This is a genomic window from Arenimonas sp., from assembly GCF_044353605.1.
Lineage (GTDB): Bacteria > Pseudomonadota > Gammaproteobacteria > Xanthomonadales > Xanthomonadaceae > Arenimonas.
Window position 1 is genome coordinate 30,807 of record NZ_JBILBO010000006.1, and the last position, 14,672, is coordinate 45,478.

Sequence of the window (14,672 nt, forward strand, 5' to 3'; positions counted from 1 at the left end):
AATCCTAGCATATTTCCGGGGGTCTGGAAGGCGGCATCGTCTCGTTTATGGTAATGTCCGTGGTATGGAAACTGACCCGCATAACGAGGCGGCCCCTGCCGCCGACGATGCCATTGAGATGCCATTGAGGAAAGGCAGCTGTGGGCTTTGGAAGCCTATTCTTCCGCCTCACGGGCTTTGATTCGTTCTAAAACGCCGCAGGCGTTGATCAAGCAAGTATGTCAGTCGATAACTGACAGGCATCCTTACCTGATTGCCTGGATGGGATTGGTTCTAAATGATCCAGAAAAGACAATCAAGATTCTTGGTGTGTCAGGTAGCGTTATCGCCAGAGATTATGCAAAAGAAATCACGCTCAGTTGGGATTCAGAACGTGAGGACGGACAGGGGCCTGCCGGACAGTCGGTTCGATCGGGTGAAACCACGGTGCTCAGGGATACCCTGGCCGATAAAAACTTCCTTCGTTGGCGAGACAGAGCCAAGAAGTACGGTATCCGCTCTATTGTATCCATACCCGTCCACTATGGAAAAAATGTCACCTGCGTTTTATTGGTTTATGCCAGCACGCCCGGGGGGTTCGACGATTACGAGGTACGATTATTCGAAAGTCTGGCCGATGAGGTAACGGCAGGGCTTGCCAAATTCGGCTTGTTCAAAGAATAAGGGCTTAAGCGGCTCATACGGCTTCGCCGACCATCACAGAACCGTCAAGAGTCGATTCCGGAGGTATTCCGGCATTCAGCACCGCAACGCCCATCGAACCGTCGTAGCTGCTATTGGCAACCCGTCCGACCTCTCGGTTTTCCTGGAAAAGCGGTGCGCCAGGCTGCAGATTTTTACCGGTAACGATAAACAGCCCCCGTTTGCTTTTTCCGAGATAATGCGTGCGTGCAACGATTTCCTGTCCCGGATAGCAGCCTTTGCTCAGGCTGAACGCCTTGAGCTGCTGAAGGCTCAGCATATGGGGTGTCCAGATGTCCTGCAGACTTTCATCAATCCAGACCCAACCTGCGGCCATGTCGATTTCATGCCATCGTTGCGCCGCGTCGAAATCGGAAATGCCGGCCTTGCTGCCCAGATGGAGTTGCCGCGATGTTTCCCCCTGACCGATCTGAAGCAGAAAACCATCATCCAGACCGCCGCCGATAAGTTCCTCCGGTGTTATCGGCATACCGATGCTGCCCGACAGGTGGCGGGACATCTCGATTTCAAACCTGACTTTCGAGCGGAACACGAAGCGTCTGAGGCCGTCAATCAGTAGCTGTGGCGGCAGCGCAGGCAGAATGAGCAGGAAATGGCCATCCTCAATCCGAATGACATAAAACAGCGCAAATACCCGGCCCTGAGGGCTCAGCCAGCCGTTGTACTGCCATTCCCCGTCTTTGAGTGCATTCACGTCATTCATGCACTGCGCCTGCAAGAATGCCTGCGAGTCCGGACCGGTGGCGTGGATAACGGCGTGTCCAGGCAGGCGAAACCCCTTGGCGGGACTGAAATTTAACTTGAATGGCATGGCGCGGGGATTTACCATAGGAGGATGAATAAAACGCCCCATTCTAGCGAGAATCTTGAGCCGGCGTCAGCCGCCGAGGTTCTGCCAGAAAACAGCCTGCAGCCCGAGCCGGTTCCCGAAATCGGCGGCCTTGGCGGCCCGGATCCTACCCGTTACGGGGATTGGGAAAAGAACGGCCGTTGCATCGACTTCTAACCCTGACCGGTAGCCCCTATGTCCGCGCACAAACGCCCCCTATCACCGCATCTGCAGATATACAGCAAGCAGATCACCTCTGTCATGTCCATTCTGCACCGGATCACCGGCGTCGTTCTCGCCATCGGCAGCCTTGGATTGCTCTGGGTCTTGGTGGCCCTGTCGCTCGGCGATGCTGCTTTCAGCGCGACGCAGGCCTGTCTGTCCTCCGGTCTGGGGCGTTTTGTGCTGTTTGCCTACAGTGCCTGCCTGATGTATCACTTTTTCAACGGCATCCGCCATCTGTTCTGGGATGCCGGTAAAGGCTTTGCAATCCAGGATGTGTACCGTTCGGGGTACGCCGTAATCGTCCTGTCCGCGGTGTCGACCCTCGGCATCTGGTGGCTGGCCTTGCAGGGAGGTGCGGCATGAGCCTGCGTGATCCTCTGGCCACCGCCCGGGGCCTGGGTTCGGCCAAAACCGGTTTCGGTCACTGGTGGGCGCAGCGCGTCAGCGCCGTGGTGCTGGCCTTGCTGACGCCGTTCGTCGTTTACTGCCTGGCCCGTTACGGCATCGCCGATTATGCCGCGCTGAAAACCCAGTTCGCCAATCCGCTGTTTTCCGCAGCCTGCATTCTTTACGTGCTGGCGCTGTTCTGGCATGCCCGTCTCGGCCTGCAGGTCGTGGTCGAAGATTACGTCCATCACGGCGCATTCGAGATCATTCTGCAGGTGCTGGTCAAAATCGTGTTTTCCTTCGCCGCCGTGGCTGCCGTGATCGCCATCGTCCGCCTTGCTTCGGGTTCCTGAGAATTTTATGAGTCAAGCCTACAAAATCACTGAGCACCAGTACGACATGATCGTAGTCGGCGCCGGCGGTGCCGGTCTACGTGCCACCTTCGGTCTGGCGGCCAAAGGCCTGAAAACCGCCAGCATCAGCAAGGTGTTTCCAACCCGCTCGCATACCGTGGCCGCCCAAGGCGGCATTTCCGCTGCGCTGGGCAACATGGGCGAAGACGATTGGCGTTATCACTTCTTCGATACCGTCAAAGGCTCCGACTGGTTGGGTGATCAGGACGCCATCGAGTACATGTGCCGTGAAGCGATTCCCGCCATCATCGAACTCGAGCATTACGGGGTACCGTTCTCGCGCACCGAAGAAGGCAAAATCTACCAGCGTCCGTTCGGCGGTATGACCACCCGTTACGGTGAAGGTCCGCCGGCCCAGCGTACCTGCGCCGCAGCAGACCGCACCGGCCATGCCATTTTGCATACCCTGTATCAGCAGTCGCTCAAACACGACGCAAAGTTCTTCATTGAATACTTCGCCCTTGACCTAATCATGGACGAGGAGGGCGTCTGTCGCGGTGTCATCGCATTGGACATGTCCGAAGGCACCATCCACGTTTTCCGTGCCCATGGTGTGGTGCTCGCCACTGGAGGCTATGGCCGCGCTTACTTCTCGGCGACTTCGGCACACACCTGCACCGGTGACGGTGGCGGCATGGCACTGCGTGCCGGCCTGCCGCTTCAGGACATGGAATTCGTGCAATTCCACCCAACCGGGATTTACGGCGCCGGCTGTCTGATCACCGAAGGCGTACGCGGCGAAGGCGGCATCCTGCGCAACGATTCCGGCGAACGTTTCATGGAGCGCTATGCGCCCAGCGTCAAGGATTTGGCGCCGCGCGACATGGTCAGTCGCTCAATGACCATCGAAATCCGCGAAGGTCGTGGTGTCGGTCCGAAGAAAGATCACATCCACTTGGATCTGACCCACCTTGATCCGGCGGTCATCCACGAAAAACTGCCGGGCATCTCCGAAACCGCGAAGATCTTCGCCGGAGTCGATGTCACCAAGCAGCCGATTCCGGTGCTGCCGACCGTGCACTACAACATGGGTGGTCTGCAGACCAACTATCACGGTGAAGTGGTCACCCTCAAGAACGGCGATCCCAACAGCGTGGTGCCCGGCCTGTATTCCATCGGCGAGGCGGCTTGTGTTTCAGTGCACGGCGCCAACCGTCTTGGCTCGAACTCGCTGCTCGATCTGGTGGTGTTCGGCCGTGCCGTCGCCAACCGCTGCGCCGAAACCATCAAGCCGAACATGCCGCATAAATCGTTGCCGGCTTCAGCCCTGGACAAGTCCTTGGCCAATTTGGACAAATTGCGCTTCGCCAACGGCTCGACGCCGACCGCGGAAATCCGCGACAATATGCAGCACATCATGCAGAACGATGCCGCCGTGTTCCGCACCGGTGAAACCCTGCAGCAGGGCGTGGTCAAGATCCGTGAGGCATTCCGTAGCTTCGAGGATGTCAAGGTTTCCGACCGCTCGCTGGTCTGGAACTCGGACCTTATCGAAACGTTGGAACTGCAGAATCTGCTCGGCCAGGCCGTGGTCACCATGGTTTCGGCGGAAAACCGCAAGGAATCCCGTGGCGCGCATGCCCGTGAGGATTTCAAGACGCGCGATGACGAGAACTGGATGAAGCACACCCTGACCTGGATCGATGACAAGGGCGATACCGTCATCGATTATCGCCCGGTGCATCTGAATACACTCAGCTCGGATGTGGCTTACATTCCGCCGAAAGAACGCAAATATTGAGGTGAGACGCAATCATGGCTGAATTTACCCTGCCGGCAAACTCGAAAATCACCAAGGGCACGCATTTCCCGGCCAAATCCGGCGGAAAGAACCTGCGTAGCTTCAAGATTTACCGCTGGAATCCAGATGATGCCGCCAATCCGCGCGTCGACACCTACGAAATCGACCTTGATCAGTGTGGCCCGATGGTGCTGGATGCGCTGATCAAGATCAAGAACGAAATCGACCCGACCCTGACCTTCCGCCGTTCCTGCCGCGAAGGCATCTGCGGTTCCTGCGCCATGAACATCGACGGCAGCAACACATTGGCCTGCACCAAGGCCATTGATGAATGCGGCAAAAAGGAAGTGCCGATCTACCCGCTGCCGCATATGCCGGTCATCAAAGATCTTGTGCCCGACTTGTCGCATTTCTATGCGCAGTACGCCTCGATCAAGCCCTGGATCCGCACCCAGTCGGCCACGCCGGCCTCCGGTGAGCGGCTTCAGTCCAAGGAAGACCGCGCCAAGCTCGACGGTCTGTACGAATGCATCCTATGCGCCTGCTGCAGCACCAGCTGTCCGAGTTACTGGTGGAACGGCGACCGCTACCTGGGTCCGGCCATTCTGCTGCAGGCCTACCGCTGGATCATCGATTCACGTGATGAAGATACCGGTGCCCGGCTGGATGAACTGGAGGATCCGTTCAAGCTTTACCGCTGCCACACCATCATGAACTGCGCGCGGACCTGTCCGAAGGGTCTCAACCCGGCCAAAGCCATCGGCGAAATCAAGAAACTGATCCTGCAGCGTCACGGAGCCTGAGATGGGTATGCCGCTGTTCTGGTCAATCTGGAGTCTGCTGGTCTGGAACTGGCCGGGCTGATGCCCTCCAGCGAAGAAAACCCTGAAATCAAACGCCTGCGCTGGCGCTGCCGGCGTGGAATGCGCGAGCTTGACCAGCTGATGCTGCGCTATCTGGATCAGCGTTGGCCCACTGCGGACGACGCCGAAAGAGCGCTTTTCCTACAGGTCCTGGACTCCGAAGACGATAAGCTGTGGCGATGGTTCATGGGGCTTGAGCGCCCGGAGAATGCCGATCTCGATGGCTTCGTCACCCTCATCGCCGATTTGCCTGCCTGAATGCCGCACGCCTTTGCTGGCGCTGCCTGTGCTGTATGTCGTGACCGCAATCGCCATCGGCTGCCTCCTGATATCCGATCTCCCCCCGTTGTGGCGGAATGTCCTATTGGGGGCGGTGATTTTGGAGTTCCTCCATGCGTTTCATCGAATCCGCAATTTCCGTCGATTTGCCATCGACCGCGATGACAAGGGGCGTTTCCGCTTGAATGAGGGCAGGGGTCCGATGCCGATATCGGGCGTGCGTTGGCGGGATTTCGGGTGTCTCGCCGTCTTGCATTACCGCCGGAAGGGTCGCGCCCGGAGTGCTGTGTGGTGGCTGATGTCGATGCCGGAACCGCAACGCAGACAACTGCGACTGTGGATGAACGTACCGGCAACAGCGGAGGCAAACGAACTGCCAAGTATTCTCGTAAACCCAGTATTATAGAGCGATGTTTCAACCTTTAACCGCCGCCATCGGACTCCGCTACCTGCGCGCCAAGCGCCGTAATGGTTTCATTTCCTTTATATCGCTGGCATCCGTGCTCGGCATCTTTATCGGTGTGGTGGCGCTCATCACCACCATTTCAGTCATGAACGGCTTCCAGGAAGAGTTGCGTAACCGTATTCTTGGAACCGTGGCCCACGCTACCATCGAAGGCGTCAACGGTTCATTGCCGGATTGGAAACGGGCGGTGGCAGTTGCTGAAAAGGATGAACGTGTTCTCGGTGCCGCGCCGTATGTACAGACTGAAACCCTGCTGCAGGCGCAGAGTAAACAGGGTGCACTGTTGCGTGGTGTTCAGCCGGAACTGGAAGGGCGAGTGTCCGAGTTGCCGAATAAGATGGTTCAGGGCCGTCTGGACAGCCTCACGCCGGGGGCATTCAACATCGTGCTCGGTTCGGAATTGGCCGCGGCACTCAATGTACGGGTCGGTGATTCGGTCAACGCCTTCGTCAGTGAATCGGTGGCCACTCCGTTCGGGTCGATGCCGCGTGCGAAACGTTTCACTGTCAGCGGCATCTTTTCGGTCGGCGCCCAGGAATATGATTACGGTCTCGCACTCGTCCATATTCAGGACGCACAGGCTCTTTTGCGCATGGGCGAAGATGCCACCGGCGTCCGGTTGAAGCTTGACGACATTTGGCAGGCCTGGTCGGTCGCCCGTGATCTGGCCAACCGTATGGAAGGAATCTATCAGGTGCGCGATTGGACGCGCGATCATGCCAACTTCTTCCGGGCGTTAAAAATGGAAAAAACGGTGATGTTCATCCTGCTATCCCTGGTTATCGCCATCGCCGCCTTCAATCTTGTGTCGTCGCAGGTCATGTTGGTGCAGGATAAACAGGCCGACATCGCCATCCTGCGTACGCTTGGCATGTCGCCGGCACAGATCATGCAGGTGTTCACGGTGCAGGGGCTGGTTATCGGTCTGGTTGGCGTGGCGCTCGGCACCATAGGCGGCATCCTGCTATCGAATAATCTCGCTGTGCTTGTACGTTTCATTGAATCACTGACCGGCAATGAGCTGCTTCCTGCCGATGTTTACTACATCAGTGGCGGTGTCCCCTCCGTGGTCAATCCGACTGATGTTTTCATCATCGTTATTGTTGCAATCATGATGTGCCTGCTGGCCACCATCTATCCGGCCTGGCGCGCGGCGCGCACCAATCCGGTCGAGGCTCTGCGCTATGAGTGATGTCATCCTGGAGGGTTCGAATCTTGGAAAAACCTATCGCGAAGGTGATCTGGTCACTCCGGTTTTTTCAGGAATAGACGTCCAGGTTCACGCCGGTGAGTCGGTAGCGATTGTCGGTGCTTCGGGTTCGGGTAAAAGCACCTTATTGCATCTGCTGGCCGGTCTCGACCGTCCGACTGAAGGTGAAGTTCGCTTGATGGGCGCTGATCTTTATCGGCATACCGAAGCGGAAAAAGGGCGTCTTCGCAATCGGCATCTCGGTTTCATCTATCAGTTCCATCATCTTCTGCCGGAATTCACCGCGCTTGAAAACGTGATGATGCCGTTGCTGATCAACGGCACATCACCGTCCGAGGCCGTCTTGCCGGCGCAGGAGTTGCTTGAGCAGGTCGGCCTCTCGCATCGTCTGACGCATAAACCCGGCGAGCTGTCCGGCGGCGAACGACAGCGTGTTGCAGTGGCGCGTGCATTGGTCAATCGCCCTGCCTGCATCCTTGCCGACGAACCGACCGGCAATCTGGATGAAAAGACCGCCGATGCCGTATTCAATCTGTTGTTGGATTTAAAGCAGCATCATCAGACCGCCTTGGTCATTGTCACTCATGATCATCGCCTTGCCGATAAATGCGGGCGCTCGCTTGAGCTTGTCCTCGGTCAACTCCGGGACCGTCCAAGGTGACGCAACGGGCGCAGCCTTATCTGCGCCCCGTCAATCTGTTTGCCTTCGCCCTCGGCATCGCTGTCCTACAGTGTTCACCTGCGTTGCCCGATACCCGATTCAGTCTTTTTCTGATGCTCCTGACGGGTTCGCTTTTCCTGCGTTTCCGTGGCACGGGAGCAGCTTCAGCATTTATGTTCGGTATTGCATTTGCCGCATGGACAGCCGGCACAGTGCTTTCCCAACGGCTACCATTGGCGGAATCCGGAGGCCGCGGTCAGATCCTAGCTGAAATAACGGATTTACCTCAACGCGATGGAGACCAGTGGCAGTTCGAGGCAAAGATCCGTCACAGCGGGGACTTTCCGTCTCTCGTTGGGAGCCGTATCAAACTGGCATGGTACCGAACTGAAACCCGTCTCAAGCCCGGCGATGTCAGGTACCTGGAAGTCACCTTGCGCGCACCCAATGGGGTTTACAACCCCGGTGGTTTCGATGCCGAAAAGCGTGCGCTGCAGAAACGCTGGTCGGCCCAGGGGTATGTACGAATGGAAGTCGGCCACGTTGGACAACGATCTACGATTGACCGATTCCGCGACGCCATTTCAGCTCAGATCCGACGGCAACTCGGGGATGTACAGGCTCGATTCGTCACGGCTCTGGCACTTGGCGACACCCGTCTATTGCAAGATGCCGATTGGGAGGTGCTGCGGCTTGCGGGAATCACCCATCTCATTGCCATCTCCGGATTCCATGTCGGTATGGTGGCCATGGCCGCGGCATGGCTCGTGCTGGGCCTTTACCGGCTTTGGCCGGGTCTTGCGCTGCGATTGTCCCGGCCGCTGGCAACGGCATGGGCCGCCATGCTGGCTGCCGTGATGTATGCCGCATTTGCCGGATTCGCTTTACCTACGGTACGTACCGCATTGATGATTGCCGTTTTAATGGCATGCCGGTTGCTCGGGCGGCATTGCACGGTGACCCATGCGGTGGCGCTAAGCATGGCGGTCATGCTGTTGTGGGATCCAATTAGTATTCTCACACCGGGGTTCTGGCTGAGTTTCGGCGGCGTGCTGTTACTGATCGCATTCATGCCAAGCGAAGGCAGGACGGGGATTTTCCGCCCATTCATCCGGGCACAATGGGTGGCATCCCTTGGCTTGCTGCCGCTGACGGTCGGGTTTTTCGATCAAACCACGGTGATTGGCCCTCTGGTGAACCTGCTGGCGATTCCGTGGATCAGCCTTGTTGTGGTTCCTTTGGCATTATTGGGATGCCTTTTCTCCGGAGTCCCCGTCATTGCCGGTGCATTCTGGTATGCGTCCGCCGCGCTGATGCAGATTCTTTGGCTGTTATTGCAGTGGTTGCAGGGCCTGTCTTGGTCCAGTCGCGTGATTCCGGAATCCGGTTTGGCCGCCGTTGTAATCGGGCTGGTCGGTGTATGCCTGTTGCTGATGCCACGGCAGATTCCCGGTTCCAGACTGGGTGCTTTGCTGCTGCTACCCATGTTGTTTCCGAAAATAGAACCCATTCCGGATGGCCAACTCCGGGTGGCCATGATGGATGTCGGCCAGGGCACGGCGGTGCTGGTGCAGACAGCGCGTCACACGCTTCTGTATGACACCGGAGCAGGAGTGCCGGGTGGGTTCAGCAGGGGACAGACCACGGTATTGCCGGCTTTACGCGCACTGAATATCCGGAATCTCGACAAAGTCGTGGTCAGTCATGGTGATAACGATCATGCCGGCGGGCTCGCGGCCGTTCGCGATGGCGTCGGCATCGACCATATCGAGGCCTCCTGGCGCGCGCTTCCGGCGAGCATGCCGCACCACAAATGTATGGCCGGACAGCACTGGCAGTGGGATGGCGTCCAATTCCTATACTTGTGGCCGATTTCGCACAGCGGCGAGAATGATAATGACCGATCCTGCGTGCTTCTGGTTCGCGGCGCTGGCCGCAGCCTGCTGTTGACCGGCGACATCAGCGCTGCGGCCGAGGCGCAGATGCTGGCGCATTATGGGGATTGGATTCGCGCGGAGGTGTTGCTGGTTCCGCATCATGGCAGCGCCGGATCTTCATCGCAGGCGTTCATCACTACACTCAAACCGCGCATCGCCTTGATCTCGAGCGGATTCCAGAACCGATTCCGCCATCCAAGATCCGATGTTCTGGAGCGTTACCGGAATGCCGGTGTGCAGACCGTCAATACGGTGGATACCGGATGGGCGGAGCTGGCCGGCACGCCCGAAGGCTGGATATGGTCACGACGGGCCCGCCTTGATGACCGCCATTACTGGCTCCGTACTGCCCAGGAACCATCTGTAAATGGTTATTAAACCGGCAATTTCTCGCTAATCCCGCCATCTCGGGTATGCTATTACCGAGTGCATATGCAGGTTGAAGAATTATGCTTGAACTACTGATGTCGGGCGGTTGGGTGATGCTGCCGCTATTGATTCTGACCGTAGTGGCGACCGCCATTGCTTTGGAGCGCTTCTGGACCTTACGACGGTCGGAAGTCATACCCCACGGAATCGGTCTTGAAATCGAGCATTGGTCGCGCGGGAAAACTCTTGAAATCGCAGAAATCCAACGGTTACGTCAGGACTCGCCCATGGGTGAACTGTTGGCCGCAGCGCTACTGGTGCGACACAAACCGCGGGATGTCATCAAGGAGCGCATCGAGGATGTCGGCCGGCATATCACTCATGATTTGAACCGTTTTCTGCCGACCTTGGGCACTATTGCTTCGGTGGCGCCCCTGCTGGGTTTGTTGGGTACGGTCATTGGCATGATCCAGATGTTTCTGACCATACTCAGCACCGGCGTTGGCGATGCCAACCAGCTCGCCGGCGGCATCGGCCAGGCCCTGATTTCGACGGCGGCCGGCCTGTGCCTGGCCATTCCGGCCCTGTTGCTGCACCGTTATTTCCGCGGCCGCGTTACCGGCTACGTCATCGAAATGGAAAAAGTGGCGATGAATCTGCTGGATGTGCTTGAAGTCCGGCAGACGGACTGAGACCGATGCGTCTGGATACCGCTACCGGCGATGATGATGTCGAAATCAACCTGACAGCGTTGATTGATGTCGTTTTCACGCTCATTATCTTTTTCGTGGTGACGACCAGCTTCAACAACCGATCGGCCTTGAAAATCACATTGCCCAGCAGTGCCGCAAGTCAGGTCGAAGCGCAACGCCAGCCCCTGGTGGTACTCATTGACAAGACCGGCAATTATTACGTCGGCGATATTGCTTTGGCCCGCAGCGACTTGGTCAGTCTGAAAGATGCCATCCGGCAACAAGCCGGGAATGATACCGATCGCACCATCGTGATCCAGGCCGATGCCAAGACCTCACACCAGTCCGTAATCACGGCCATGGATGCCATTGGCCAGCTTGGTTTCAGCAAACTATCGATTGCCACAGCACCGGAGACACAAGGTGAGCCCTGAAGCCGCCCCGGGCGTCTGGGCTGTTTATCGAAGATTGCTCGGCTATACCGGCAAATACCGTCAGTTCCTGATACTCGCCTTTCTCGGCATGATTATTGAGGCTTTGGCGGCAGGCGCGTTCACGGCGCTGATGAAGCCCATGGTCGATCAGACCTTCGTTGCCAAGAATCCGGAGGTGCGTTGGGTGCTTCCGCTGTCCATTCTCGGACTATTCGTGGTGCGCGGCATCGCTACTTTCATCACCGATTACGGCATGGCACGGACCGGCCGCAGCGTCGTTCTCGATTTGCGTCAGCAGATTCTCGATAAATTCCTGCGCATGCCGAGCTCCCGTTTCGATCAGGAACCCATTCCGGCGCTGGTCAGCCGATTGAATTACGACACCGACCAGGTGTCACAGGCCACCAGCGAAGCTATCAAAATATCCGTTACCGATACCTTGACCATTTTGGTCATGATCGGCGTCATGCTCATGCAAAGCGTAAAGGTCACTCTCGCCGTTTTGGTCATTGCTCCGATCATCGGCTTCATTTCTTCGAAGGTCGGCAAGCGTTATCGGCGCATCAACCGCGGAATTCAGGATGGTGTGGGCATGATGGCACAGGCCGCGGAAGAGGCGCTTTCCGCGCAACATGAAGTGAAGATTTACGGTATGCAGGACGCCGAGCATAAGCGCTATGCCGGACTCGCCCGCAGCAATCTCGGTATGCATTTGAAGGTTGAAGCAACCAAGGCCACGGCCTCTGCCACTGTGCAGATTCTAGCCGCCGCAGCGCTTGCGGTGATTCTGCTGGTTGCAGGTCAGGAAGCCATGCAGGGACGTATGACCGCCGGCGCTTTCGTGACCCTGATGACCTCGATGATGGTTCTGCTTCCGTCATTGAAGCGCATCACCAATGTGCAAAGCATCATCCAGCGGGGCGTTGCAGCCAGTGATCGCCTGTTCGGCATTCTCGATCAACCGGATGAGCCGGATAACGGAAAGCGCGAACTTGGACGCGCACTCGGTGAAATCCGATTCGAAGCCGTCAGTGTCCGTTATTCGGAGAAGGGAAGGGCGGCTTTGTCGGAAGTCAGTTTTACGGCAAAGCCGGGTACGGTGACAGCCATTGTCGGCCGTTCAGGAAGTGGAAAAACCAGCCTGATCCGGCTCCTTCCGCGTTTTTACGAACCGAGCTCAGGACACATAAGGCTTGATGATCTAGATATCCGTGAGCTCAAGCTCGCCGATCTGCGCCGGCAGATTGCACTGGTCAGTCAGCAGGTCATGCTGTTTGATGACTCGGTCATGGCCAACGTGCGCTATGGCAAGGCCGATGCCAGTGATGCGGAAGTATGGCAGGCTCTGCGCGCGGCGAATGCTGAAGAATTCGTACTCAAGCTCCCCGAGGGCGTGCATACGGCCATCGGAGAACGTGGTGGCCGACTCAGCGGCGGCCAGAAACAGCGTCTTGCCATCGCACGCGCAATACTGAAAGATGCCCCGATTCTCATTCTTGATGAAGCAACTGCAGCGCTCGATAACGAGTCCGAGCGTCTGGTGCAGGATGCGCTGGCGCACCTTATCCCGGATCGGACCACGCTGATCATCGCGCACCGTCTATCCACGGTCGAGCATGCCGACCAGGTTCTGGTGCTCGACGAGGGCCGCCTTGCCGAGATTGGAACACATGCCGAACTGCTGCAGCGTGGAGGGCTCTACAGTCACCTGCACCAGATGCAGTTCAGGGATTCGGATAGCAGCTGATGCGCAGTCTTGAATCCAGGCTCAACGCTATCTGGTATCAAGGAGCGGAGGTGCCATGGGTGCTGCGCGCTTTGGCCCGTGTTTACGAGTTGGTCCTTTCGTGTCGCAGGCCGGCCAATCCAGCGCCGTTGTCTGTGCCGGTGGTGGTCGTGGGTAATTTCACCGCGGGCGGGACCGGTAAAACTCCGGTCATTATCGCCTTGGTCGAGTATTTAAAGACCGCGGGCCATGCCCCGGGCGTAGTCAGTCGGGGCTATGGCCGGACCGGATCCGACCCGGTCACGGTTGAAAAGCAGGGGTTGGCCTCACAGTCAGGTGATGAGCCGCTGTTGATTTCCCGTCGCTGCGATGTGCCGGTCCGCGTGGATTCGCGTCGGCGCCGTGCCGCTGATTTTCTTGCCGCATCGGGATGTACCATCATCGTCTCCGATGACGGACTGCAGCATCGTGACCTGCCGCGCAGCTTGGAAATCGAAATCATGGATGCCTCACGCGCCTATGGCAACGGCTTGTTGTTACCAGCCGGCCCGCTTCGTGAAAAGCCCCGCAAAGTCGACCTGCGCATCTGCAATGGTCAGATTTCGGATGGTTCCAGTGCATACGGCATGCAGCTCGTGCCCGGCCATTGCCGTAATCTGGAAACGGATGAGATCAAAACTTTATCGGATTTTGGCGGAGTCAAGGTGCATGCAGTTGCAGGAATCGGCAATCCAGAACGGTTTTTCGGGATGCTTCGGCAATCCGGACTGCACGTCGAGGACCACGCATTTCCCGATCACCATCGGTTCATGCCGTCCGACCTGCCGGAAGGGCCGGTGCTCATGACCGAAAAGGATGCCGTCAAAATCGAACCGGCCGGACGGCGCGACTTATGGGCGGTTGCCGTGGATGCCGTTCTTAGTCCTGCTTTTTATCTGCAGTTCAGCCGCCTGCTGGTAGCGGATGGAGACCACCATGCTTGATTTCACCGTCGCAATACCGGCCCGCTTCGCGTCAACCCGTTTGCCGGGCAAGCCCTTGCTGAACATCGGTGGTAAGCCGATGATCCGGCATGTCGCCGAACGGGCGCTTGCGGCCGGTGCCCGTGATGTCGTCGTCGCTACCGATGACCTTCGTATCGTCGAAGCCTTGCAGATGGAGTCGGTCACGGTATGCATGACATCACCGGAACACCGCTCGGGAACCGACCGTCTAGCGGAGTGTGCCGATCAATTATCTTGGCCCGATGATCGCATCATCGTCAACCTACAGGGCGATGAACCCTTTGCTCCAGCGCGGAGTATTCTGCAGTTGGCGGAATTGCTTGCCGACAGCGGCGAGCCGATGGCAACTTTGGTCACCGAAATCCGGGATCTGGCCGAGTTCAACAATCCCAATGCGGTCAAGGTCCTTCTTGATATGCGGGGAAGGGCGCTCTTTTTTAGTCGTGCGCCGGTGCCATTCCCGCGCGATACTCCGGGATCTTTGCCTACACCAGCCTGGCGGCATATCGGCATTTATGCCTACCGCGCCGGGTTTCTCAAGCAGCTCAGCGCGCTGCCGCCCAGCCCTTTGGAATGTTGCGAGTCCCTGGAACAGTTGCGCGCCCTCGAAAACGGATTCGGAATCGCCGCTGCCGCCGCGCTTGCCGAATTCCCGCCGGGCGTGGATACTCAAGAGGATCTCGATCGCGCCAACCTTTTCTGGGCCGGATCGGGAGCAGTGACATGAACCGGGT

The 14,672-nt window shown here is 57.8% G+C and carries 16 protein-coding genes; 15 read left to right on the forward strand and 1 reads right to left on the reverse strand.

The window, feature by feature from the left end; translation table 11 throughout:
- The first annotated feature begins 147 nt into the window (after positions 1–147).
- Positions 148–663: a GAF domain-containing protein gene (locus tag ACIQ1A_RS05210; protein WP_395770014.1), complete on the forward strand. Its 516-nt coding sequence runs from the start codon at positions 148–150 to the stop codon at positions 661–663.
- A 13-nt stretch (positions 664–676) separates the two neighbouring features.
- Here the strand turns inward: ACIQ1A_RS05210 and ACIQ1A_RS05215 are convergent, their stop codons facing one another.
- A complete protein-coding gene (locus ACIQ1A_RS05215; RefSeq protein WP_395770015.1) occupies positions 677–1,555 on the reverse strand; it encodes a YgfZ/GcvT domain-containing protein in 879 nt (292 codons plus the stop codon).
- Between ACIQ1A_RS05215 and ACIQ1A_RS05220 the strand changes: the two genes are divergently transcribed.
- The 14 genes from ACIQ1A_RS05220 (at position 1,538) to kdsB (ending at position 14,665) form a co-directional block, all read left to right on the forward strand.
- A complete protein-coding gene (locus tag ACIQ1A_RS05220; protein WP_395770016.1) occupies positions 1,538–1,708 on the forward strand; it encodes a DUF1674 domain-containing protein in 171 nt (56 codons plus the stop codon). The genes ACIQ1A_RS05215 and ACIQ1A_RS05220 overlap by 18 nt on opposite strands.
- Before the next feature lie 18 nt (positions 1,709–1,726).
- Positions 1,727–2,119 carry a succinate dehydrogenase, cytochrome b556 subunit gene (gene sdhC / locus ACIQ1A_RS05225; RefSeq protein WP_395770017.1) on the forward strand — a complete coding sequence of 131 codons (393 nt, stop codon included), beginning with the start codon at positions 1,727–1,729 and terminating at the stop codon, positions 2,117–2,119.
- The gene (gene sdhD, locus ACIQ1A_RS05230) at positions 2,116–2,496 is read left to right on the forward strand and encodes a succinate dehydrogenase, hydrophobic membrane anchor protein (protein WP_395770018.1); all 381 of its coding nucleotides are present in this window, start codon (positions 2,116–2,118) and stop codon (positions 2,494–2,496) included. Before sdhC ends, sdhD begins: the two co-directional genes overlap by 4 nt.
- 7 nt (positions 2,497–2,503) lie before the next feature.
- On the forward strand, positions 2,504–4,297 hold the full coding sequence (gene sdhA / locus ACIQ1A_RS05235; RefSeq protein ID WP_395770019.1) for a succinate dehydrogenase flavoprotein subunit: 1,794 nt from the start codon (positions 2,504–2,506) through the stop codon (positions 4,295–4,297).
- A 14-nt stretch (positions 4,298–4,311) separates the two neighbouring features.
- Positions 4,312–5,100, forward strand: coding sequence for a succinate dehydrogenase iron-sulfur subunit (locus tag ACIQ1A_RS05240; RefSeq protein ID WP_297799769.1), 789 nt, complete (start codon positions 4,312–4,314; stop codon positions 5,098–5,100).
- A gap of 60 nt (positions 5,101–5,160) precedes the next feature.
- The gene (locus ACIQ1A_RS05245) at positions 5,161–5,418 is read left to right on the forward strand and encodes a succinate dehydrogenase assembly factor 2 (RefSeq protein ID WP_395770020.1); all 258 of its coding nucleotides are present in this window, start codon (positions 5,161–5,163) and stop codon (positions 5,416–5,418) included.
- Positions 5,419–5,849: 431 nt separating this feature from the next.
- Positions 5,850–7,097: a lipoprotein-releasing ABC transporter permease subunit gene (locus ACIQ1A_RS05250; RefSeq protein WP_395770021.1), complete on the forward strand. Its 1,248-nt coding sequence runs from the start codon at positions 5,850–5,852 to the stop codon at positions 7,095–7,097.
- A complete protein-coding gene (lolD, locus tag ACIQ1A_RS05255; RefSeq protein WP_395770022.1) occupies positions 7,090–7,776 on the forward strand; it encodes a lipoprotein-releasing ABC transporter ATP-binding protein LolD in 687 nt (228 codons plus the stop codon). Before ACIQ1A_RS05250 ends, lolD begins: the two co-directional genes overlap by 8 nt.
- 113 nt (positions 7,777–7,889) lie before the next feature.
- On the forward strand, positions 7,890–10,091 hold the full coding sequence (locus ACIQ1A_RS05260) for a DNA internalization-related competence protein ComEC/Rec2 (RefSeq protein WP_395770113.1): 2,202 nt from the start codon (positions 7,890–7,892) through the stop codon (positions 10,089–10,091).
- A 71-nt stretch (positions 10,092–10,162) separates the two neighbouring features.
- Positions 10,163–10,774: a MotA/TolQ/ExbB proton channel family protein gene (locus ACIQ1A_RS05265; RefSeq protein ID WP_395770023.1), complete on the forward strand. Its 612-nt coding sequence runs from the start codon at positions 10,163–10,165 to the stop codon at positions 10,772–10,774.
- A 5-nt stretch (positions 10,775–10,779) separates the two neighbouring features.
- A complete protein-coding gene (locus ACIQ1A_RS05270; RefSeq protein WP_395770024.1) occupies positions 10,780–11,208 on the forward strand; it encodes an ExbD/TolR family protein in 429 nt (142 codons plus the stop codon).
- Positions 11,198–12,955 (forward strand): lipid A export permease/ATP-binding protein MsbA, encoded by a 1,758-nt coding sequence (gene msbA, locus ACIQ1A_RS05275; protein ID WP_395770025.1) that lies wholly within the window; start codon positions 11,198–11,200, stop codon positions 12,953–12,955. Before ACIQ1A_RS05270 ends, msbA begins: the two co-directional genes overlap by 11 nt.
- Positions 12,955–13,917 carry a tetraacyldisaccharide 4'-kinase gene (lpxK, locus tag ACIQ1A_RS05280; protein ID WP_395770026.1) on the forward strand — a complete coding sequence of 321 codons (963 nt, stop codon included), beginning with the start codon at positions 12,955–12,957 and terminating at the stop codon, positions 13,915–13,917. The genes msbA and lpxK overlap by 1 nt, the downstream gene beginning before the upstream one ends.
- A complete protein-coding gene (kdsB, locus tag ACIQ1A_RS05285; protein ID WP_395770027.1) occupies positions 13,910–14,665 on the forward strand; it encodes a 3-deoxy-manno-octulosonate cytidylyltransferase in 756 nt (251 codons plus the stop codon). The genes lpxK and kdsB overlap by 8 nt, the downstream gene beginning before the upstream one ends.
- Positions 14,666–14,672: the final 7 nt, after the last annotated feature.

Excerpts from the sequence above, each read along its gene's own strand:
- sdhC (WP_395770017.1), top strand. The coding sequence starts at position 1,727 with ATGTCCGCGCACAAACGCCCCCTATCACCGCATCTGCAGATATACAGC.
- lpxK (WP_395770026.1), top strand. The coding sequence starts at position 12,955 with ATGCGCAGTCTTGAATCCAGGCTCAACGCTATCTGGTATCAAGGAGCG.
- ACIQ1A_RS05265 (WP_395770023.1), top strand. The coding sequence starts at position 10,163 with ATGCTTGAACTACTGATGTCGGGCGGTTGGGTGATGCTGCCGCTATTG.
- sdhD (WP_395770018.1), top strand. The coding sequence starts at position 2,116 with ATGAGCCTGCGTGATCCTCTGGCCACCGCCCGGGGCCTGGGTTCGGCC.
- kdsB (WP_395770027.1), top strand. The coding sequence starts at position 13,910 with ATGCTTGATTTCACCGTCGCAATACCGGCCCGCTTCGCGTCAACCCGT.
- lolD (WP_395770022.1), top strand. The coding sequence starts at position 7,090 with ATGAGTGATGTCATCCTGGAGGGTTCGAATCTTGGAAAAACCTATCGC.
- ACIQ1A_RS05220 (WP_395770016.1), top strand. The coding sequence starts at position 1,538 with ATGAATAAAACGCCCCATTCTAGCGAGAATCTTGAGCCGGCGTCAGCC.
- ACIQ1A_RS05270 (WP_395770024.1), top strand. The coding sequence starts at position 10,780 with ATGCGTCTGGATACCGCTACCGGCGATGATGATGTCGAAATCAACCTG.
- ACIQ1A_RS05240 (WP_297799769.1), top strand. The coding sequence starts at position 4,312 with ATGGCTGAATTTACCCTGCCGGCAAACTCGAAAATCACCAAGGGCACG.
- ACIQ1A_RS05215 (WP_395770015.1), bottom strand. The coding sequence starts at position 1,555 with ATGGGGCGTTTTATTCATCCTCCTATGGTAAATCCCCGCGCCATGCCA.
- ACIQ1A_RS05260 (WP_395770113.1), top strand. The coding sequence starts at position 7,890 with ATGCTCCTGACGGGTTCGCTTTTCCTGCGTTTCCGTGGCACGGGAGCA.
- sdhA (WP_395770019.1), top strand. The coding sequence starts at position 2,504 with ATGAGTCAAGCCTACAAAATCACTGAGCACCAGTACGACATGATCGTA.
- ACIQ1A_RS05250 (WP_395770021.1), top strand. The coding sequence starts at position 5,850 with ATGTTTCAACCTTTAACCGCCGCCATCGGACTCCGCTACCTGCGCGCC.
- ACIQ1A_RS05245 (WP_395770020.1), top strand. The coding sequence starts at position 5,161 with ATGCCCTCCAGCGAAGAAAACCCTGAAATCAAACGCCTGCGCTGGCGC.